The 21,808-nt window shown below is 28.5% G+C and carries 19 protein-coding genes and 1 pseudogene; 4 read left to right on the top strand and 16 right to left on the bottom strand.

From position 1 onward, the window contains the following. Positions 1-271, bottom strand: a pseudogene (locus tag T395_RS0101155) (hypothetical protein); the annotation flags it as partial. Between the two features lie 560 nt (positions 272-831). Between T395_RS0101155 and T395_RS0101150 the strand changes: the two are divergent. After that, a complete protein-coding gene (locus T395_RS0101150; protein ID WP_029512678.1) occupies positions 832-1,887 on the top strand; it encodes a Fic family protein in 1,056 nt (351 codons plus the stop codon). 92 nt (positions 1,888-1,979) lie between these two features. On the opposite strand, the gene T395_RS0101145 is transcribed toward T395_RS0101150, so the two are convergent. From T395_RS0101145 to T395_RS0101110, 9 genes are all read right to left on the bottom strand, one after another. After that, the gene (locus T395_RS0101145) at positions 1,980-6,335 is read right to left on the bottom strand and encodes a PolC-type DNA polymerase III (protein ID WP_051617774.1); all 4,356 of its coding nucleotides are present in this window, start codon (positions 6,333-6,335) and stop codon (positions 1,980-1,982) included. Positions 6,336-6,467: 132 nt separating this feature from the next. After that, positions 6,468-6,725, bottom strand: a complete 258-nt coding sequence (locus T395_RS03740) for an MG284/MPN403 family protein (protein WP_408633498.1) — start codon at positions 6,723-6,725, stop codon at positions 6,468-6,470. Between the two features lie 119 nt (positions 6,726-6,844). Then, positions 6,845-8,281 (bottom strand): proline--tRNA ligase, encoded by a 1,437-nt coding sequence (proS, locus tag T395_RS0101140; protein ID WP_029512676.1) that lies wholly within the window; start codon positions 8,279-8,281, stop codon positions 6,845-6,847. An 82-nt stretch (positions 8,282-8,363) separates the two neighbouring features. Next, on the bottom strand, positions 8,364-9,416 hold the full coding sequence (locus T395_RS0101135) for an aminopeptidase P family protein (protein WP_029512675.1): 1,053 nt from the start codon (positions 9,414-9,416) through the stop codon (positions 8,364-8,366). Positions 9,417-9,428: 12 nt separating this feature from the next. Beyond that, on the bottom strand, positions 9,429-10,301 hold the full coding sequence (era, locus tag T395_RS0101130; protein WP_029512674.1) for a GTPase Era: 873 nt from the start codon (positions 10,299-10,301) through the stop codon (positions 9,429-9,431). Next, entirely contained in the window at positions 10,301-10,696 is a 396-nt protein-coding gene (gene cdd / locus T395_RS0101125) for a cytidine deaminase (RefSeq protein ID WP_029512673.1), read from the bottom strand. Before cdd ends, era begins: the two co-directional genes overlap by 1 nt. Beyond that, on the bottom strand, positions 10,689-11,147 hold the full coding sequence (gene ybeY, locus T395_RS0101120; RefSeq protein ID WP_029512672.1) for an rRNA maturation RNase YbeY: 459 nt from the start codon (positions 11,145-11,147) through the stop codon (positions 10,689-10,691). Before ybeY ends, cdd begins: the two co-directional genes overlap by 8 nt. A 23-nt stretch (positions 11,148-11,170) precedes the next feature. Next, positions 11,171-11,572: an MAG1140 family protein gene (locus T395_RS0101115; RefSeq protein ID WP_408633497.1), complete on the bottom strand. Its 402-nt coding sequence runs from the start codon at positions 11,570-11,572 to the stop codon at positions 11,171-11,173. Continuing rightward, the gene (locus T395_RS0101110) at positions 11,538-13,577 is read right to left on the bottom strand and encodes an Mbov_0121 family peptidase domain-containing ABC transporter (protein ID WP_029512670.1); all 2,040 of its coding nucleotides are present in this window, start codon (positions 13,575-13,577) and stop codon (positions 11,538-11,540) included. Before T395_RS0101110 ends, T395_RS0101115 begins: the two co-directional genes overlap by 35 nt. 95 nt (positions 13,578-13,672) lie before the next feature. On the opposite strand from T395_RS0101110, the gene T395_RS0101105 reads away from it, so the two are divergent. Both T395_RS0101105 and T395_RS03365 read left to right on the top strand, forming a co-directional pair. Continuing rightward, complete coding sequence (locus tag T395_RS0101105) at positions 13,673-14,119, top strand: RpiB/LacA/LacB family sugar-phosphate isomerase (protein ID WP_029512669.1); 447 nt, start codon at positions 13,673-13,675, stop codon at positions 14,117-14,119. A gap of 317 nt (positions 14,120-14,436) precedes the next feature. Next, positions 14,437-15,186: a YhjD/YihY/BrkB family envelope integrity protein gene (locus tag T395_RS03365; protein ID WP_281170779.1), complete on the top strand. Its 750-nt coding sequence runs from the start codon at positions 14,437-14,439 to the stop codon at positions 15,184-15,186. 64 nt (positions 15,187-15,250) lie between these two features. Here T395_RS03365 and T395_RS0101095 read toward each other — a convergent pair whose 3' ends face one another. After that, complete coding sequence (locus T395_RS0101095) at positions 15,251-15,799, bottom strand: thymidine kinase (RefSeq protein WP_029512668.1); 549 nt, start codon at positions 15,797-15,799, stop codon at positions 15,251-15,253. 505 nt (positions 15,800-16,304) lie between these two features. Here T395_RS0101095 and T395_RS0101090 point away from each other — a divergent pair. After that, complete coding sequence (locus T395_RS0101090) at positions 16,305-16,658, top strand: hypothetical protein (RefSeq protein WP_029512667.1); 354 nt, start codon at positions 16,305-16,307, stop codon at positions 16,656-16,658. 287 nt (positions 16,659-16,945) lie between these two features. On the opposite strand, the gene T395_RS0101085 is transcribed toward T395_RS0101090, so the two are convergent. Genes T395_RS0101085 through T395_RS0101065 form a run of 5 tightly spaced genes read right to left on the bottom strand, consistent with a single transcriptional unit; the run spans position 16,946 to position 21,805 of the window. Next, positions 16,946-17,575, bottom strand: coding sequence for a hypothetical protein (locus tag T395_RS0101085; protein ID WP_051617772.1), 630 nt, complete (start codon positions 17,573-17,575; stop codon positions 16,946-16,948). A gap of 48 nt (positions 17,576-17,623) precedes the next feature. Further along, complete coding sequence (locus tag T395_RS0101080) at positions 17,624-18,136, bottom strand: adenine phosphoribosyltransferase (RefSeq protein WP_029512665.1); 513 nt, start codon at positions 18,134-18,136, stop codon at positions 17,624-17,626. A 15-nt stretch (positions 18,137-18,151) separates the two neighbouring features. Then, the gene (gene infB / locus T395_RS0101075) at positions 18,152-19,969 is read right to left on the bottom strand and encodes a translation initiation factor IF-2 (RefSeq protein ID WP_029512664.1); all 1,818 of its coding nucleotides are present in this window, start codon (positions 19,967-19,969) and stop codon (positions 18,152-18,154) included. Beyond that, entirely contained in the window at positions 19,957-20,253 is a 297-nt protein-coding gene (locus tag T395_RS0101070; protein WP_408633499.1) for a YlxR family protein, read from the bottom strand. Before T395_RS0101070 ends, infB begins: the two co-directional genes overlap by 13 nt. Next, positions 20,225-21,805, bottom strand: a complete 1,581-nt coding sequence (locus T395_RS0101065) for a NusA N-terminal domain-containing protein (RefSeq protein WP_029512662.1) — start codon at positions 21,803-21,805, stop codon at positions 20,225-20,227. The genes T395_RS0101070 and T395_RS0101065 overlap by 29 nt, the downstream gene beginning before the upstream one ends. Positions 21,806-21,808 lie beyond the last annotated feature (3 nt).

Raw genomic sequence — 21,808 nt, 5'->3', positions numbered from 1 at the left:
CATCTGTTTCAATAGTTTTCTTTTTGGGTCTTCCACAACCCTTCCCTTTTTTAGGGGCTGTTCCTGTTTTTGAAAATATTACAGTTTCGTCTTTTTGATATTCTCTAAATTTATTTCAAATTCTACGTCTAATATTTTCTTTAAAGTAATCCTTATTATATTTTTCTGAAATATAAGATGCAAATTTGTATTCATATTCATTTGTGTATTCTCAATTTTCTAGTCATCTAAATAGATCTAATCATTCATAATGTTTCAATTGTTTAGCCATTTGTAAACTCCTTTCTCTTATTGTAAACGAAAAGTAGACAGTTTTTATTTTCTGTCTACTTTTCTTGTCCTAGTTTAGCAAGTGGCAAAAGTTTTAATTGTGTTTTTTTGGAAGATTTTTCCTACTAAGCGGGAAACTAATATCTTTAAAAATAAGTTTTAATTTTTATACTAGCAAGTGGGAAACATTAAAAAACAAAAGTATTTTTATACTAGCAAGTGAAAAACGCACAATTATAAAAATTTATACTAGCAAGTGGGAAATATAAATTTCTAAACAACTAAATATAGAGCAAATTGAATAACAGATAAATGTAATTAGTTAACTTTAAAAGTAAAACAATTTTTCCTAATTATTATTTCTATCATTGTAATTTGAAAATAACAAAAAACAAATTTAACTATTTTACAGGCAAATTAAGTTTTGTTAATTCTTAACTTGGAAACTTATATTAAAAAGTTTACAAAAATAAGCAAATGTTACAACCAGGATTTTTGCCCTTATAAATTTTAACTTGCCCTTATTTTGGCATATAATTTAAGGGAAAGAAAGCAAAAATAATGAAAAGATTTAATTATTCAAACATTAAAAATAAAAAGTGAAGTTCAGAAATAATAAGTTTAATTGCTGCTGTTTACAAAGAAGTTGGTAAACAAGAGTTGTATTTTAAAAAGCATGCTTATGAGTTTGAAAAACTAGTTGAATTAGCAAAAATACAAAGCACTGAGTCGTCTAATGCCATTGAAGGTATTCTGACCACTAATATAAGAATCAAACAATTAGTAAAAGAAAAAATAGCACCTAGAAATAGAGATGAACAGGAAATTGCGGGTTATCGCGATGTGTTAACTTTGATTCATGAAAACTTTGACGTTATTTCAATTACAAAAAATAACATTTTACATTTACATAAAATTTTATATAGCCACCAAAATAACCTTATGGCTGGAAAAACCAAAAGTGTGCAAAATTATATAACTGCATTTTTACCTAATAGCAAAGAACAAACAATATTTACGCCTCTTGCTCCATATGAAACAGCAGAAGCTTTAGAGCGATTATGCGTAGAATATAATAAAGCAATTAGTAATAATCAATTAGATCCATTGTTGCTTATCCCTAACTTTATTCATGATTTTCTTTGTATTCATCCATTTAATGATGGAAACGGTAGAATTAGCCGCTTGTTAACTACTCTTTTGTTATATCAAAACGGATTTTACGTTGGCAAATATATTTCACTAGAATCTAAAATATCTAAAAACAAAGACTTATACTATGAAGCACTTAAAGATGCACAAAACGGCTGACACGAAAACACTCACGACAACGAAGCCTTTATTAAATATTTTCTTAAAATAGTTTTAGCTGCTTATAAAGACCTAGATGAACGTTTTAACTTAATAGAAATCAAAGTGCCAGTGATTGAGATGGTTCAAAAAGCAATTAATACAAAATTAGGTAGATTTACAAAACAAAATATTGTTGAACTTTGTCCGTCAATTAGTATTAGTTCTATTGAAGGAGCGCTTCGTAAACTTGTAGCTTCTGGCATATTGATAAAAGAAGGAGTAGGGAAAAATATTTGCTATTATAAAAACGAAAAGATTTGATAATAATTCATTAATATTTTGCTAATTGCCTAATTAAGCTGTTTCATAGCCTAATTAGGCATTTTTATTTGCAAAATAAAATAGCCCTAAGGCTATTAAAATAATGACATTTGATTAGTTTTATCTAAATTGTTTAACACACCCATGTCTTTAAGTTTTTGTTCGAGCGTATTATTTAATTGTGTTCTTTTTCTTAAATCTTCAATCGATAAAAACGTTTTGTCTTCTCTTGCAGAAGTTATTGAAGTGGCAACAGCTAAGCCAAGAGAGTTAATTGCATTAAATGGAGGAATTAAACATTTATTTTCATGATCTACTAATCATTCACTAGCATGTGATTTTTCTAAAGAAACATTAGCAATGTTATAACCCCTTGCATAAAGTTCTTGAGCTATTTCCATAATCGGGATTAGTTTTTTCTCAGTCGAGCTAATGATATTTTTATTGTTTAAGATTATTAATTCTCTTAATCTGTTTTTAACTTTTGTGCCAGCTTTAAAATCGATCATATGATCTAAATCAAACACATCAGCATGTGCTGTGAAGTATGTTGCATAAAATTCAAGTGGGTGATATACCTTATAATATGCAATTCATCAAGCCATAAGTACATATGCTACAGCATGGGCTTTTGGGAACATATACTTAATTTTTTTCATACTGTCAATTTGTCAGTCTGGGACATTATATTTATTAAGTAATGCTTCTTCCTCAGGTTTAAGACCCTTACCTTTACGAACATTTTCCATTATTGAAAACGCTTCGGTTCTTGGAACGCCTTGTGCCATAAGTTTTACCAAAATATCATCACGATAAGAAATAACATCGCTTAATGTAAAACCTCTTTTAACAACTAAGTCTTCGGCATTATCTGTTCAAACATTTGTACCATGTGAAAGACCAGAAAGAGAAACCAAATCAGCAAAAGATTGTGGATTAGATGTACTAAGCATTCTTCTAACGAAGTCCGTTCCAAATTCAGGCAACCCAAGAGCACCGGTGGTCTCGCCACCTATATCTTCTGGCGAAATTCCAAGTTCTTTTGTGCTACTAAAAATAGAAATAACTTTTTTATCTTTTTTAGGAATTTGATCTGTTTTTATACCTGTTGTATCTTCTAACAATTTGATTATTGTAGGGTTATCATGACCCAGAATATCTAATTTAAGCAAATTATCATGGATTGCTTTGTAATCAAAGTGTGTCGTTTTTCAATCTGCTCCAATATCACCTGCTGGATAATTAATAGGAGTAATATCAAACAAATCAAAGTCTTGTGGAACAATTATTATTCCACCAGGGTGTTGAGAAGTTGTTCTCTTAATGCCATCAATTTTATTTGATAGATAATTCATATATACATCATCAAGCTCTGTTTTTGTTTCTTCACAATAATTTTTTACATAACCAAAAGCAGTTTTAGCAGCCACTGTTTGTACAGTTCCGGCCTTAAAAGTTTTATTAACACCAAAAAGATTTCTAACCTCTTTATGAATTTCACCCTGAACAATACCTGAGAAGTTAAGATCAATATCAGGAACTTTATCAGCGTTAAAACCTAAGAAAGTTTCAAATGGAATTGTTTGACCATCAGTTTCCATTAAGGTTCCGCAATCCGGACAATTAATAGGATCTAAATCAAAACCAGAAGTTATATTTTTGTCATCTGACAAAATGAATTTTTTACATTTTGGGCAAAGATAATGTGAAGGCAATGGATTAACCTGACTAACACCAGATAAATAAGCAACAATAGACGAACCAACTGAACCACGGCTACCTACAATAAATCCATTTTCAACCGATTTTTTAATTAAAACATGACTAATTCAATAAATAACGGAGAAACCGTGTTCAATAATTGGATCAAGCTCTGACTGAATTCTTTTCTCAATAAATTCTGGCAATATCTCACCATATTTTTCATGTGCTGTTTTGTAAACTAAATCTTTTAATTTAACAGGCGAATTGTCGAATTCAGGTTTAAATAAACCTTTTTTGATAACCTCTATGTTTTCACACATGTTAGCAATTTTATTAGTGTTATCAATAACGATTTCTTTAATTAATTGCTCATCTTTCAAGAAGCTAAATTGTTCTAGCATTTCATTAGTTGAAAGAAAATGTTGTTTAGGAACTTTTAAAGTATTGTTTCTTGCTTTCTCATAATTGTATAAATAATGACGAGAGTTACCAATTCCTTTAGCATAAACGACTATTTCATAGGCTTTATGGTCAATTTCACTTTGGTATTTTACATCTGCTGTAGCAACAACAATTTTGTTTTTGGCTTTTGCTATAGAAATTATTTCGGCTAATGAATTTAACAATTCTTCTTGTGTGATATCTCCATAAGTTATTCAGTGGTCGAACACTTGAGGTGCCGGAATTTCTACGTAATCATAATTATCAATTGTTTGTAAAAACAACTCATGCGAACCATAAAAATAATCATCTAGTAATTTACTTTTAAGTGTTCCTGAGCCAACTAAGATGTTTGATTTTTCTTTCAATTGGTCTCAATATAATTTGGGTTGTGAATAATATTGATCTGTAGAAGCTAAACTAACTAATTCAAATTGCTCTCTTAATCCTTGATTATTTTTAGCAATAGTGCTTGCTTCATATGAAAATTCCCGTTTGTATAAAGCGTCAGAAGTATAAGAAGCTAATTTAGCTAAATCATCTATGCCTTGTGCTTCAAGCAAACTGATTAATTGTAATCAAACATTAGCTAGAACATCAGCATCATAATCACCACGGTGTGCTTCTTCATCATTATAATTTATGCCAACTTTATTAGCGAGATCTTTGAGTCTGTGTTTTGAATCATTAGGGAATAATAGCCTTGAAACTTTAAGCGTGTCAATTACCGCCACATTTGGAAATTCCATCTGATTTTCATAAAATTTTTGTTTTAAAAAATGATAATCAAACCGAGCATTATGAGCTAAAGCAATTTTGTTGTTCAAGGATTCATAGATTTTTTGTAAAGCTTCTTTAGTGTTGATTCCAGAACTATTAAGCATTTCATTTGTAATTCCAGTTAAGTTTGTTGTAAATGAACTAATAGGCTTTCTAGCTTTAACAAAGAATTGTTCTGGATTATTTATTCTTAATGATTCGCTGATTGAAACAGCACCATATTCAATCAAATCACCAAATCTAGGGAAAAGAGATGAAGTTTCAATATCGAAAGAAAGATAACCAGTGTCTCTTAGTTTAACATTCTGAAAATTACCTAAAACAATATTAACATTTCTATTTATTACACTAAAAGCAGTGCCATAAATTGGTTTTACTCCTTCTTTTTTTGAAGCTAAATAGAACGCAGGATAACCTTGACAACCATTTGCATCCATTATAGCAACTGCTGGCATGTTGAACTTTTTAGCAGTTTTAAGAATTTCTTCAGGTTCTAATAAACCATCCATTGTGTTCATTTTTGAACTAACATGCAATTCAACACGTTTAACTGTGGCAGTATCTACCGATTCTTTGGCTTGACTCGCTATTTGATTATATGAATCAATATAAATATTAATATCTGTCCTACCCATATGCAATCTATGAACAAGACGACCTTTAGCAGAAATTCAGTTTCCTTTAGCTAAGATTTTTTGATCTTCTTCAGTTAATTCGTTTGGACTAAATAATTGCAACTTGGCCCCATTTTTAAGATCAGTAATAGAAAAAATATATAAATGTTTGTTTTTTTCAGCTTTTGGAATGTATTTATACTCTTGATCAAAAATCATGCCTTGAACTTCAATGTCTGTTTTGTCGGGGGCATCTTTTAATTCGTTTAGAGGAACAAATTGATATTCCATTTTTTTACTTCTTCTGAAAAAATTGTTATTAGATGATTCAATAGGTCTGTTAATCTTTGGTTTATTTTCTTTATTTTTAAGATATTGGTCAATTATTTCATTTTGTTTTATTATTTGCTCTTCTTCAACATTAACAATTTCATTGTTTTTAAAATTGCAAAAAATATTTAAATTTTTATAGCCATAATTTTTTAATTTTTCAACAAGCAAATTCAACTTATCAATAACATCTTCTTTTTCATCATTTTCAGGCAAAATTACTTCATAAGAACAATCATTAACTTGGTTTAAATAGTTCGTTAAGTTGTATTTCTTCAATAAAGAATATTTAGTTTTTTGCAATAAATTAACAATATATTCTTCTAAGCTTGACATTTCATACATTGAAGTTGGAAATATAAATGTACAATCAAAGTTTTCCCTTCCTTCTTTTTTAGTAAAGAAAGCTTTGAAAAATTTAAATTGTGCCAATGAAACATTGTTATTAAATTTGAAAACCATTTTTAATTTATCTGTCGAAGGATCAAAACTAATTTCTAAAATTTCCGTATTCTTTAGCGAATCAGGCACCGGGATTTTTAAACGATCACATAATTGTAAAAAACTGTTATTTTGAATCATAGTTTTATTATTATAAACAATAAATGTTAAGCATTTTTATTATTAATTATTTTATTTAAATAATGAAAATATATTTTCCTAATATGCCTATAAAATAGGTAAAAAGAAAAAATGTGGCTAAACCACACTTTTTTAATTCATTATGTAATAAGATAAAAATTCGTCAATCGCCTCAATTCGCTTTTTGTAGTATGTTGTTTTTGAAAAATATTCAGAATATCAATACTTATTAGTGTTTTTTGTCAAAAATTGATTTGTAATAATTAAACTACTAACTGACGATAAACAATTGAGTGTTTTAGCAAAAGCTTCTGAATAAAAATTAGATAACTTCTTTTCTATACAATTTTTGTTCTTTTGATAATAAGAATATAAAGAATCATATCTCAATGATTTTGCCTTTGCAATTTCTAAGTTGCAAATGCTTTGAACATATTTATACTTTTCCGAATTTGGAAGCGAATTAATGTAATTTAACTTAAGAATTTTTCACCTACTTCTTACAATGTTTAGTATGCCCTAGCAAACACAACATATCTCTTGGTTTTTGCGTTACATTTTGGATAAATGCATTTAACTGATTTATTTTGTTTGTCATATTTTTTAGGGATACATCTAGTAGAAGCGCCAGTTTCTTCTTTAATTAATTCTTCAACTTTAGATGAGCAACAAAATGGAGCAATAACAAATTTACGATTTTCAATCTCTTTTTTAAATTCTTCATAATCATAAACAGTTACAGTGTTTTGTTCAAGTCTTTGTTTAGCATTTTCATATAAATTGTCATGAATTGCATCTAACAATTGTTCAATGTAATTTTTAATTTCATTGATTTTGACTGTGGTTTTTTCCAATGTGTCTCTTCGAACAACTGTTACAACGTTGTTTTCTAGATCTTTTGGTCCAATTTCCACTCTAACCGGAATACCTTGTATTTCAGCATTCGAAGCTTTAAAACCTGGTGTTTTATCACTATCATCTAAAAATACACGGAATTTTCTTGCTAATTCTCTTTGTATTTCTTCAGCTGCTTTATGAACTAAAGGATTTTTATTAGCAAATAATTCTAAAATAGCAACTTGAACAGGAGCAACTCTTGGAGGAATAATAATACCTCTATTGTCGCCATGTGTCATAATTATTGCTCCTAATAAACGTGTTGACACGCCTCATGAAGTTTGATAAACAAATTCAGACTGATTGTTTTTATTTTTAAAACTAATGTCGAATTGTTTTGAAAAATTTTGTGCTAAATAATGGCTTGTTCCTGACTGTAGCGCTCTACCATCTTTCATCATTGCCTCAACTGTATATGTTGAACAAGCCCCTGCAAATTTTTCATGTGGAGTTTTTTTACCAATTATTGTTGGTAAGGCCAAAAAGTTTTTTAAAAATCTTGAATAAGAAGAAATCATACCTTTGGTAAATTGTCTTGCTTCTTTTGGGTCGGCATGACAGGTATGACCTTCTTGTCATAAGAACTCTCTACTTCTTAAAAAAGGATTAGTAGTTTTTTCTCATCTTACAACATTTGCCCATTGATTGTATATCATTGGCAAGTCTTTATGCGATTCAATTGAATTTTTGAATAAATCAGCAAAAAGAACTTCGGAAGTTGGTCTAACAAAAATCTTTTCTTCAAGTTTTTTATCACCAACCATAGTAATTGTTGCTAATTCGGGGTTAAAACCTTTAATGTGGTCTTTTTCTTTATTGAATAATTTTTCAGGAATAAACAATGGTAAGTAAACATTTTGAACGCCTTTCTCTTTAAAAACAGCATTCAAGTTTTGTTGAATTTGTTCTCAAATTCCATAGGCATTAGGTTTAAAAACTAATGTGCCCTTCACAGGGCCATAAGCAATAAGATTTCCTTGTTTAACTACATCTGTATATCACTTTGAAAAATCTTCTTCCATAGGTGTAATTTTTTCTAATAATCTCATAAGTCTTATTATATAAAAATTAACTTTCAATAAAATCAAAAAGCCCCTTTTTACTCGAAAAATAGGGCTTTTTTATTGAAAACTAATTTTTTTCGTTTGGTTGTGAAAGCACTCAACGACCTGTTTCTGTAACTAGTACATCATCTTCATTTCTTGATCCGCCAAGTCCTTCAATATATATACCAGGTTCAACTGTTATAACCATTCCTGGTTCTAAAACTGTTGGACGTAATCTTGAAACATAAGGTAATTCATGCACATCAATACCCAAACCGTGACCGGTTGAATGAACAAAGTATTTGCCATAACCTTTTGCTTCAATATAGTCTCTACAAATTTTATCAATCTCTTGTGTTGTAATACCGGGTCTAACAGCATCTCTACCTGCCTTGGCTGCTTCTTCAACTATTTTCATAATTTTTAAAGCTTCTAGAGAATTAGCTTTGTCAACACCACCTAAAATTGTAGTTCTAGTTATGTCAGCGCTATAACCTTTATATAATGCACCAAAATCAACTTTAAGTAAATCACCTTCTTTTAATTTTGCATCTGTTGGGTGATGGTGAGGTTCGGCAGAATTAGCTCCTGTAGCTATAATTTCATCAAAACTTTCTTTATCTGCTCCATTAAGTTTTAATAAATAGTTTAATTTTGCAGCAACTTCTTTTTCAGTCATCCCTGGTTTTACTCATTCCATAAGTTGTCTGTAAGACTCTAAAGAAATATCAATTGCTTTTTTCATTATTTGAATTTCTTCTTCAGATTTAATAATTCTTAAAGCTTGTCCATTGATAGTTTCAACGCTTATTGGATTTATTATATTTTTAAGCATTTTGTAGTTTTCTACTGTTAAATAATCTTCTTCAAAAGCAACATTTTTGTATTGTTTTTGTGCAAAAAATTCTTTTAAGGTATTTAAACCATTAAGTAAAATAACTTCTACATTTTTAGCATTATTTCTTGCATATTCTATGTATCTTCCATCAACAAACAAGTATGCTTCGTCTTTTTCCACAACTAAATAGCCGTCTGATGTTTGTACTTTAGAATATCACAACCTTGTTTGAGGCGCCATAGACACAAGAGCATCTATATTTTTTTCTTCGAAAAGTTTATTTAATATTTTTTTATTCATTTCTTTATCCTTTTACAAATAACCAAATTTTTTCAGTGATTTAGAATCTTCAATTCATTTTTTTGCAACCTTAATTTTTGTATTTAAATGAATATTACATCCAAATTGAGCTTGCATTTTCTTTCTTGCTATTGTTCCAATTTGTTTAATCATTGAACCATTTTTGCCTATTAACATGCCTTTTTGGGAATCTTTTTTCACATAAACAATTGCATTAATTTCAATATTGTCATTGTTTTCAATAAAATCATTGATTTCTACAGCTATTGAATGTGGCAATTCATCTCTTAATAAATTAATAGCTGATTCTCTAATAATTTCTTTAGCAATAAAACGCATTGATTTATCAGTGATAAATTCTGGATCATATAAAGGCTCACCTTCATATGAGTATTCTTTTAAAATTTCAATTAAAGCATCAACTGACTTTTGATTTTTAGTTGAAACTGAAACAATTTTTTCAAAATTGAACTCTTCCAACTGTTTTATTTTTTCTTGTATTTCTACAGGGGATTTTGCCAAATCAAGTTTTGTAATTACTGCTACTTTATGTTTAACACTTTTAATTTTGTCCAAAATTGCTAAATCGCCACCGGCGATTTTCTCATTAATAGGAGTTAAAAATAATAAGCAATCTATTTCATCAATTGTTTCATATGCGAATTTATTTAATTGTTCGCCTAACAAATTAACAGGTTTATGAATCCCAGGAGTGTCAATGAATACAATTTGGTATTCATCGTCATTGTAAATTCCAGTTATTTGATCTCTTGTTGTTTGTGCTACATTTGAAACAATCGAAACATTGTAATTCAAAATTGCATTTAATAAGGAAGACTTTCCTACATTTGGTCTTCCTATAATAGTAACCATAGAAATTTTCATTATTTAATTTGTTCTGCTCTAATAGGCATTGGTACTAATTCAGCAACTGTAAATTTAACAGATTTGTCACCTTTTTGGCTATAAAGAGTAACAATTGCGTCATCTGGCATAAATTCAGTAATTACTTGACGGCAACCAGCACAAGGTGATGTAACTTGATCTGTTGAAGCCATAATATAAAGTTCCTTAAATTTGCCAACTTGTCCGCCATATGCAACAGAACCAAATAATGCTGATCTTTCGGCACAAAGCCCTGATGGAAAAGCAGCGTTTTCAACATTTACTCCATAGTATTCTTTACCATTTTCGTCTACTGCGATAGCTGAAACGTGAAAGTTTGATCAAAGGCAATATGCCTTTGCTAATAATTCTTGTAATTTTTCAATCTTAGTCATTTTTCCTCGTAATTCCTAGAGGATTAAAGATATCATCAACCATTTTGTTCATTTCAATTCTTTCGTTTTCTTCTTCATGGTCATAACCCATTAAATGAATTAATCCATGAGCAAATAAATAACAATATTCCCTTTTTAAAGAATGCCCAAATTCATTAGCTTGGCTTTCTACTTTTTCGTGACTAATAACTAGCTCGCCAAGTGGTAAAAAAGGCATTTCGTTATAAAAGTCTTGTTCTCCAAAATCAAAAGACAAAATGTCGGTTGGATAATCTTTTCCCCTATATTCCTTGTTTAGAGATTGAATTGTTTGATTATCTACTATTGAAACATCAACAGAAACTATTTTGTCAATTTCAAAATAATTTCTGAGATTTTCTAAAATTTGCCTAAATTCATTTTCATACTTGAATGAATTTCCTGCATTAATTTCTATATTTAATTCAACCATATTACTATTATAAAATATATTATTTAACTATTAAACAAATGGGCGAATATGGTTATTTTCTCAGTAATTATTTTTCCTATTATTGTTGAATTAGGAATAAGTTTAAAGTTAGAAGGCAATTCATAAAAATGTAATTCAACTTCACCTAAATTATTAATAAAAATATTTTTAATTTTTAAATTGAAATAATGATTATCAATATTAATTTTTATCATTTGATTGTTGTCTAATTTATAAATTAAATTATTTTGCCCTAAAACCTTAATTTGTTTTTTTTCATCAATTTTCAAAACTATATTTTCAATTTGGTCTATTTTATAGCAAAATAAAGAAATTATCATAATTAGTGTTAGCACTGCTATTAAAGCTAAAAATAAATAAAAAAGTTTATTAATGCTTATTAATTTCTTCAAAACCCACCTCATTGTTAGTAAAAATATAGTTTTTTGAATGACTAATTTCAATGAACAAAGATTCTTTTTGAAATTTTTTAATTAATGTTTTAAGTTCATTCGCGCTTTTTGCGTCGATATTTTCAAATGCTTCATCAAGCAAAATAACATCAAATTTTTGTGAAAACAAACGCAACAGTGACAAAAATTGTTTTTGTCCTGTCGATAAAGTTTGTCCATTATTAGTAATGTTTGAATTTAAGTTAATATCAAAATATTTAATAAGTGAAGTTAATTCGGAATTTTTCAGATTTTCGTTTAAGTTTAATATATTTGCTCTTTTGCCATTTGTAATGTATTCTAAAAAAGCAATATTGGGAAAATAGTTTGTTGGGCTAATTAAAATAATTTTGTCTTGTAAATCATAAAAATCTAGATTTTTAGCATCAACATCATTGAAACTCAATTCTCCCTTAAAAGTACCTAAATTTCCAAAAATTAAATTTAAAAGCGTACTTTTCCCACAACCATTTTTACCTTTAATTTGTATGTTTTTAGCAATATTCAAATTGTCAATTTTTAGTATGTTTTTGCCTATTTCATAGGCAAATTCGATATTTTGCAATTGTATTGAATTTATTTTATCTGTTTTTATTAAACTTTGTCTTGTGGTAGGTGTTTCAATGTTTAAAACAAAATTTATACTATCAAAATATTTTTTGTATAAAACCGTCTCAGTTGCTAAACTAGATAAATTATTGAAAGGCGAAACGAAAAAATTAGAAACGATTAAAAACATAATAATGTCGCCTGAAGAATTTTTATTATTTAAAATAAATAAAGCAAAAGTGAAGATTATAATATTGCCTAAATTACCTATAAAAAAGCTAAAAAAGAAACTTTTAAAATTCATTAGCTTATTCATTTGATAATCAACATCTTTTTCATTTATTCAGTTAATTAAAACTTTATTAAATAAATAATTTTTAAAGTTAATTGAAAAAGAACCAAAATTAGATTCAATTAGATCAATTGTTGAGATTAATGTTGTAGTATTCTTATCAACAAAAATATCATGATGTTTTTCAATCATTTTTCTGATAAGCCAATCTATCAAACTAATGATGAAAACAAAAATAAATAATATCCCAAACAAGATGTAATTAAGGTAAATCATTAATAAACCCGATGCGAGCAAAGAAAGAGAATCAAAAACTATTGAATGTGCCAAATTTGCTTGATAGTTAGCAATTAATTTTATAAAGGCCATTCTTTTTATATATTCTCCTTTTTTCAATTTGTTGATTTTATCTATTGGTAATGAATTTAATTTAGTTAAAAATAAATTATTTAAGTTGTATTCAATTGAATTACTTATTTTCTTAGTTACAAAATTTTTAATAACTAAATTTATAGATTTAAGCAAATTCAGCCATATAAAAATAATAAATAATAATATTAGATTTCTAATGGACTGGTTTGGTAATATATAATCAAAAACAATTTTAGAAAAGAACGATGTTCCAAAAATCAGCGCTAAATTAATTAGCGCTATAAAAAACAACAATCCAGAATGTTTTTTAAAATAAATTAGATTTTTTAATGGAGAAGCTTTAGTTGTTATAGGGGCTTTTTTAACTATAAATAAGGCGATTTCTAAAAAAATCTTTTTTAATTCTTCATCACTATAAATACATAATTTACCAGTTTTAGAATCTTTAATATAGTATTTTTTACCCACTATCTTTTCTAAAATGACAAAGTGTTTCAAATTATCTTGATTAACCAGCAAGACAATTGGCAAATCTTCTTTACTAAGAGTTTCAAGAGCACTAAAGGCGCAATTGTAACTTTCGATATTTAAGCCAAATTCATTGGCTAGCGAATTTAGCGAATTTATATTTATCCCTTCATTTCCATAAGAAGCTTTTAATTTTAAATAATCTAAATCAACATTGGTATTTTGTCTAAGTTTTACAAAATATTGCAAAACACACAATCCACAATCTTTTTGATCCATTTGTTTTGATATTTTCATATACTCATTTAGTTAATAAAAGTAAAATATTTATATAAAAGGAAAAATAAAAACTTTTCTATAATTTTTACATATTTATTTATTAAGGAGAATTTATGGACAAAAAGAAAGTGGCATTGGCTAGTGATCATGCCGGTGCAATATTAAAAAATGAATTAAGAGATTATTTAGCTGAAAAAGGCTATGAAATAGTTGATTTAGGACCAGCAGATGATAGTGTTTCTGTTTCATACGCGGCTCAAGGACACAAATTAGCTGACTATGTAAATGAACACAAAGATGTTACATTTGGTCTTGGTTTTTGTGGAACTGGTTTAGGTATTTCATATGCATTAAATAGACATCATGGAATTAGAGCGGCTAGAATTTCAACTGTTAATGATGCGAAATTGGCTAAATTACACAATGATGCTAACGTTTTAGTTATTGGTGGTAGAGTAACACCTTTTGCCGAAGCCAAAGAAATGGTAGATGAATATCTTAAAACAGATTATGAAGGTGGCAGACACCAAGCAAGAATTGAAGAAATTGAAAAATATTAAAAATGTTTAATAAAAAAAATAAATCCACAATTTATACTGGATTTAATACCAATAAAATTCGTAAAGCTTATAAAAATAAGCTGAGAAAATCTTGATTTTCAAAAAACATAACACCAATAGTAAGGAATGATTCTTCATTTTTTGGAAAAATAATTAAATTTTTCGTTAAATTAATTTTAAAAATTACCACACCGAGAATAAATTGAAAAAATAAAACTAAAACAAGCGAATTGATTAATCGGGCATATGAGAAATTTGTTAGCAAGGAAATTGTCTTTATTCCAATTTCATTGTCATTTTATTTCTAGGTCTCATTTGTGCCGATTATTACTATGATATTGGTCTTATTGTCATTTATAAGTGATTATAATACTGCTTTTATTGAAATAATTTTGGCTAGAATTATCCCTGGTATTAACACTGTTTTAGCGATGCCTGATATTTTTGGCGAAAATAAAGCTTTGCAGTATGTTGCTATAATTTTGCTATCGTTATCTACTTTGTGATTGAGTTCTAGCGGATTTGCGCAACTTGTTTACAGTCAAAATTACATTTACAATCATGAATATTTAGGCAATTGATTCATTAACCGCCTTAAAGGTTTAGTTATTGTTATTGCCATTACAGTTTATTTATTTTTGGGTATCACCATTTATTTATGGTTTTACAAGCTGTTTGAAATTAATTTAAACACTGAAGAAGCTAAAAAAATATTTTTCTATGTTTCTTTCACAATTTATTTATTTTTCTTCATTTTCCTTGGTATTGGCTTGTTATTTAAATTAACCCCAAGTTTCAAAATCCCTTTTAACACAATTTTTTCTGGGGTGTTAGTAGTTACAATTCCAATGGTTATTTTTACATCAACATTTGGTTATTTAACTTCTTTAATTAATTATTCAAAATATGGTTTGTTTGGAACTTTCATGTATATCGCTTTATTTGTTTTCACTTTCAGTTATTGTTTAACTTTGGGTGTTATTGTTAATGAAGCATATTATAAAACTTATTTTTCAACATATACAATTTCCAAAAAATCTTGATTATTTTGAAAAATCAAATTTTAAAAAAAGCACTATAAAACAGCGCTTTTGGTTAATTATTGACAGAGCTCAAAGCTCTGTTTTTTATTTATTTTTTGTGACATGCGCGGCATCTAGCTTCATAAATATCATCGCCTATTACAGTTCTTTCTTTAGACTCAATTTTTCTAAATGACATTCCAGCGGGCGAATAACAAACCATACATACTGCTTTTAATTTATCAACTTTATCAGCAATTGCCATCAATTTGGCAACAATAAGGAAAGGATTGCCCTTAAAGTCCATGTCTAAACCAGACGCAATTATTTTCATACCTTTGCTTGCTAATTTTTCAATAATATCAATAATTTTTTCGTCAAAAAATTGGATTTCGTCAAAAGCTATAACTTCAGTTTTTTCATTTATATAATTCAAGATTTCTTTTGAATCGTTAACTGAAATAGCCGGAAATGACGAACCTGTTCGACTAACAATTTTCGAATCCGAAAAACGATTATCTAAAGCAGGCTTAAAAATAATAGGTTCAAATTTTGCAATTTTATATAAAGTTAAACGTTTAATTAGCTCATCACTTTTTCCGGCAAACATTGGACCTGTAATAATTTCAATTGTTCCATTTTCTACATTTTTTCTCATGTGTTCTCTCTTTATCTTTTTTTATTTGTTATGTTTATTGTAAAGAATTTACAAGCAATTGTTAAAAATAAAGCAAGTTTTTCATAAGTTTGATTTTTTTCTGTAAAAAAACACAAAACAAATAAACTGGAACACGAAAATTGGACAAAAGTTTACTTTTCGCGCCCCGGTTAAAACAGGCTGCTTGACTTACTTTTTTAATAACACATTTTGTCATTATGGAAAAAAAAAAATTTTTTCCACATTTTTTATTGCTTTAGCGGGCGTCTTTTTTTTTTTTTTTTTGTGGTTTAAAATGAAGTTTAACTGGGACATGAAATGTGGATTGGCGATGTTTTTGTACCGGTTGAAACAGATATAGATATTGGTTTCTAATAAAAAAATCATTTAAACGGAACGATATTTATGTGAGGGCCAAAGAAAATCAAGATTAATAGTTTTCTTTATTTTCTTTGGATTCCCTGCAATAATCACGGGTTCAGTAATTGGATAAATCGGAGGAAAAATGAAAAAAATTAAAATTTTATCATTACTAACACTTTTAATTCCACTATTATTTTTTGTTTTAGCTTTAATTTTTGACTATATTGTTTACAAATCTTTTGTATCTTTTTTATTGGAACAAGCAGAGTCAGCATCGGAAGAAGAAAAAGACGCAATAAAAAACACAGTATACTATGTAGGAACAATTTTCATTAGTTCGCTTCCACGTATCAGCGAAATATTGAGGTCGCCAGATACTGAAATGGGATCACTTATTATTATGGAAATTTTATTTTTAATAGGTATGGGTGTTTCTTTTGTTAGTTTATCAATCGCAAATACTATTGTTATTTTTCACTTTCTAAAATACTACTAAGGGAATTGAATAAACGATTATGTGCAATCTTTTTTAACGAAGATTGCACATTTTTATAATAAAAATTTAAAATTTATTTCAATATATATTTCGTCATTGTTAATAAATTAATTATTAATTTTTATTATTAAATATTTTATAAACAAACTTCCAAGCTCAACGTTTCACATTATTAAAAAATAAAAGAAAAAACTATATAAACTTAAACTTGGAAACCCAGGAATCGCTTCTCAAAAGAACTATAAAAAACCAAAAAGCCTGTTTTATAGACTTTTTGGTAAATGAATTTAAAAGCTAATTGAAATTCATTGTTTAGTTTTTTTCTTTAAATGCAAGACTAATTTATAAGTGGCTAATGCAATGACAATTGACATGGACGGTTCTAAAACTAAATTAAGAACGTGTGTTACAATTCATTCAGGTATGCCCCAAACACCTTTTAAAGGTCAAAAAGCGTTGTGTAAATGTTGAAATGACAAAACAAATATAACATTGAATTCAACGGCTATCAAAGTGAGAATTAAAAATTTTCACATTTTAGGTTTATTGTTGAAGTTGAAAATTTTATAAAAAGCATAAACTAATAAAGCCATGAGCACACGCGGTAAAATTGAAATGTCAGGGTATTGATATTTTATTGAACCAAAAAGAAAAGCGGCAATTAACGAACTGACACCGAAGCCCAACCCGCTTACTAAAGCCCCTTTAAAACCCAAATGACAAGTGGCAATCACTACAAAAATCGGTAAATAAGTTATAGTTGTACCCGCTATTGGAATATAACCAATGTATATAGTAAAACCGGAAGCCAGAAAAAAAGAAAAGTAAACTGCCAACAAAACAATATTTTTTGTTACTACAGAATTACTTTTCTTATTTTTGTCTCGTTTTTGTTTTGTTATTTTTGAATTTTTCAAAGTATCTAATTTAACTTGTTTATAGAATTTTTGGTAATTTTTATGCTCTTAATATTTAAGCAACGAATGAACTTCAACGCCTTCATTAATCAATAATTGTCTGCCATTTAATTTTTCAAGTTCAAGTAATAAAATTACTTTTTTAACAACAGCACCTTGATCACGAAGCAATTTAATTATTGCTTTAGTTGTGCCACCTGTTGCCAAAACATCATCAACAATAGCGACTGTTTGTCCTTTTTGAATGAAGCCGTCTTGAATTTCTAAAACATTTTGACCATATTCAAGATCATAAGAAAGTGCTTGAACCTTGCCAGGTAATTTACCTGGTTTTCTAACCATAACAAATGGTTTTGATAAAAATGCTGCTGTTGGCGTTCCAAATAAGAAACCTCTTGCGTCTGGACCAACAATAATGTCACAATCTTTAGCTAAATCGGCCATTTGAATAATTGTGTAATTTAAAGCTTGACCATTTGCTAATAAAGGAGAAATATCTTTAAATACAATTCCTTTTTTTGGGAAATCAACTATATCTCTAATATATTTGTTTAATTCCATTGTTTTCACCTATTTTTAAGACTTAAATGGTACAGCCACATCTTCATAAAATTCTAAAATGTCATCAACTTTGATGTCATCATATTTTCTAATATGTGTACCGAAGTCTTTACCGTTATTAACTTCTTTAACTTCGTTCTTTTCTCTTTGAAGAGTTTCAATAATGCCTTCATGAACAATTTTTCTATTACGAACAACTTTAACCTTGCAACCTAATTTAACAAGGCCTTCATCCATAATACTTCCTGCGATTACACCAAGTTTTGAATAACGGAATAATTTGACAACACGCGCTTGTCCAATTTTCTTTTCTTCATAAATAACTGTTCTTTCAGCATCTAATAATTTTTCTACTACATCAATAGCATCATAAATAACTGTGTGATAACTTAATTTAACACCTTGTTGTTTTGCGCTTTGTTTAATGGTTGATGATGGTTTGTTGTTAAACACTATAATTAAGGCATTTGAGGTATGAGCTAATAATAAATCATTGTTTGAAACTTGACCTGCTTGTGCACTAATTATTTTAACCATTGCATCATCATTTTGCATATCTTTAAGTTGAGATTCTAAAGCTTCTGCTGTTCCTTGAACATCAGATCTAATGATAATGTTAATTACTTTTTTACCATTATCATTTGCCACAAGATTCATTGTTTTATTGAATAATGTTTGGCTTTTATCAATAGCAGCTTTTTCTTGAGCTAATTTTTTGGCTAACTTTTCATCACTAATGCAAATGAATCTTTCGCCAGCTAATGGAGGATTATTTAAACCACTAATAATAACAGGCATTCCCGGAGTTGCTTCACTAATTGGTTTCATTGTTGAAGGATCAATTAACATTTTGACTCTTCCATAAGATGAGCCAGCAACAATAAAGTCGCCTTTTTCAATTCTTCCGTTTTCAATAATTAAGGTTGCTGAAGTTCCAAGACCTTTATCAATTTTACTTTCAATAACAGTTCCAAATGGTTCTCTATTAAAGTTGGCTTTTAATTCCATGATGTCAGTCATCAATAAAATTTGCTCTAATAATTGATCAATACCTTCACCGGTTTTTGCTGAGCCCTTAACAACAGGAACGTCTCCGCCATATTCTTCTAAAATTAAGTCATTTTCAGACAATTCACGCATAATTTTTTCAACATTTTTGTTGGGTTTATCCATCTTGTTGACAAATACAACAACAGGCACATTTGAACTTTGAGCGTGTTTAATTGCTTCTTTTGTTTGAGGCATAACACCATCATCAGCAGCCACAACTAAGATAATAACATCAGTTATTTTAGCACCTCTAGAACGCATTTCACTAAATGCTTCATGTCCAGGAGTGTCAATAAAGGTAATTTTAGCTCCTTTATGTTCAGCTTGATATGCTCCAGTGTGTTGTGTAATTCCTGAACTTTCGCTTAAAGCTACTTTAGTTTCCCTAATATAGTCAATTAAAGTAGTTTTTCCATGGTCAACATGCCCCATAACAGTTACAACAGGTGGTCTTTTACTTAATAATTTTTCATCATCATTAAAGACAATTTCATTTAAAAAGTTTCCCGCGTCAACATTAACTTCTTTTTTGAAATCTAAACCATAATCCATACATAATTCGGCTATTTGTTCCTCATCTAAAATGTGATTAATGGTGAATAATTGACCTTTAAGAAAGAATTTTTTAATTAAATCATTAGCATTTACACCAATTTTTTTAGCAAATTCATTAAGAGGCATTTTATTTGTGAAAATAAATACACCATCTTTAATTTCAGTTTTAACGTCTGATAAAACTGCTCTAATTTGTTCATTATTACTTAATCTTTTTACTTTAGCCATTTCAACTCCTCCAGTTTATTATTTATTTCGAGATATGTCTCTTTTGAAACATTGGTTCTAAAAGCTCTATTTAAGCCTTTGTTGCGCATAATTAAGTTTCAATTTTCCCTAGTAGGAATAAAATATGCTCCTCGACCTTTAAGTTCTTTATTTACATCGAGAATAATTCTTTGATTTTGTTTGTCATAATCAAATCTTACTAATTGTTCAACAGGAACAATTGCTCCTGTAATGATACATTTACGAGTTACCAAATTAATCCCAGTCCTCGTCATTAAATTCATCAAGATCAATCGAGACATCTAAACCAAAGTTTGCTAAATCAGTATCAACTTTAAAGTCTTGAATTACTTTTTTAGCTTTTTTATAGTCTTCTAACTCATTTTTAACATCAACAATTTCCTCTTTGACTTCTTCAGGAATTTCTTGTTCAGCATTTTCTCTGGCATGTTGTTCAAATAATTCTTCGAAGTTTAAGTCATAGAATTTATCATTTGACTCTTGTTCTTCTAATTCGAAAGCAGCAACATCACTGTCAAATGTGTCCATGCTAATTGGTGCATTAGAAATTCTATTAATTCTTGGTTTTCTTTCAATTCTGTTAATTGGTTTGATTTTGATTGTTTCTTTAACTTCATTGAATAAATTATTTTTGTTATATTCTAGGCCTAATTCATCAGCTTGTTTAACATCAATAATTTCTAAAACTGCTTTAGTTAATTGAGAAGCCAAGGTTGAATTAATACCTTTAGCGCCAATAGCAGGAGTGATTCCGTCATTAGGCACAATAACAAAGAATTGATTCTTATTTTCACCTTTGTCTTTAGCCACAACATCTACAACTTTTGCTGGTGACATTGCGTTGGCAATATAAGTTTTTAAATCATCACTATATTCAATAACATCAATTCTTTCATTATCTAACTTACGGCTTATAGCACCAATTCTTGAGCCTCTCATACCAATAACTGCTCCATGTAAATCAAAGTCACTATTTGGATCAGTCTTTTTCACAGCCACTTTTGAACGTTCGCCTGCTTGTCTTTGAATTTCAACAATCTCAATTAAGCCATCATTAATTTCAGGAATTGATTGAATTAATTCATTTTTCAATGCAGCTGGATTATCAAGTGAAACAATAATTTGGCTTAAACTTGATTCTTCTTGAACTGATTCAATAACCACAGAATGTCTTTCACCTAAATTGATTTTTCTCTTATTGCTTATTGAATTTTTTGGCAAGTAACCAGTAATACCATTTTGATTATTTTCATCAATAATTTTTACATTTCAAGAATTGTTTTTATTTTTTGAAATAAATTCAACTAAAACATTTTGCCCAATTAATTGTGAATATTTTTCATAAACCATTCTTTTTTGTAAGATTTTCATTCCTTGCACAATGGTTGAAAAAATGGTTCTTAAATAATTTTTATATTGAATGTCAGCATTCATTAAAACACTTAAATCAATAGGTGCTTTAATAATGTCACCTTCTTTTGCGCCTGTTTGATAAAGTTGTGCTTCACTAACACCGATGTTATAAAGTCTAACAATACCTGAGTTAACCTCATCAGCTTCGTTGTCTTCATCTTCAACAACCATCATTTCGGTGTTATACATTTTGGCAATTTTACTTCTTTTGTCTAATTCAATAACAATGTTAGCTTCTGGATCAATGTTTTTTCTAATAACATTAGTTATACTGTTTTGAAAAACTTCAACAACGCTTTCAATTGGGCAATTGTAAGCAGAAGCATATTCAGCAATAGTTTTGAAATAGTTTTTTTCTTGATCTAAACTTTTATTTATTTCAGCATTTTTAGTTTTTGACATCTT

It is taken from the genome of Mycoplasmopsis iners ATCC 19705 (genome assembly GCF_000701805.1).
Taxonomy (GTDB): domain Bacteria; phylum Bacillota_I; class Bacilli_A; order Mycoplasmatales; family Metamycoplasmataceae; genus Mycoplasmopsis; species Mycoplasmopsis iners.
This window is presented reverse-complemented; position numbering and strand designations above follow the sequence as displayed.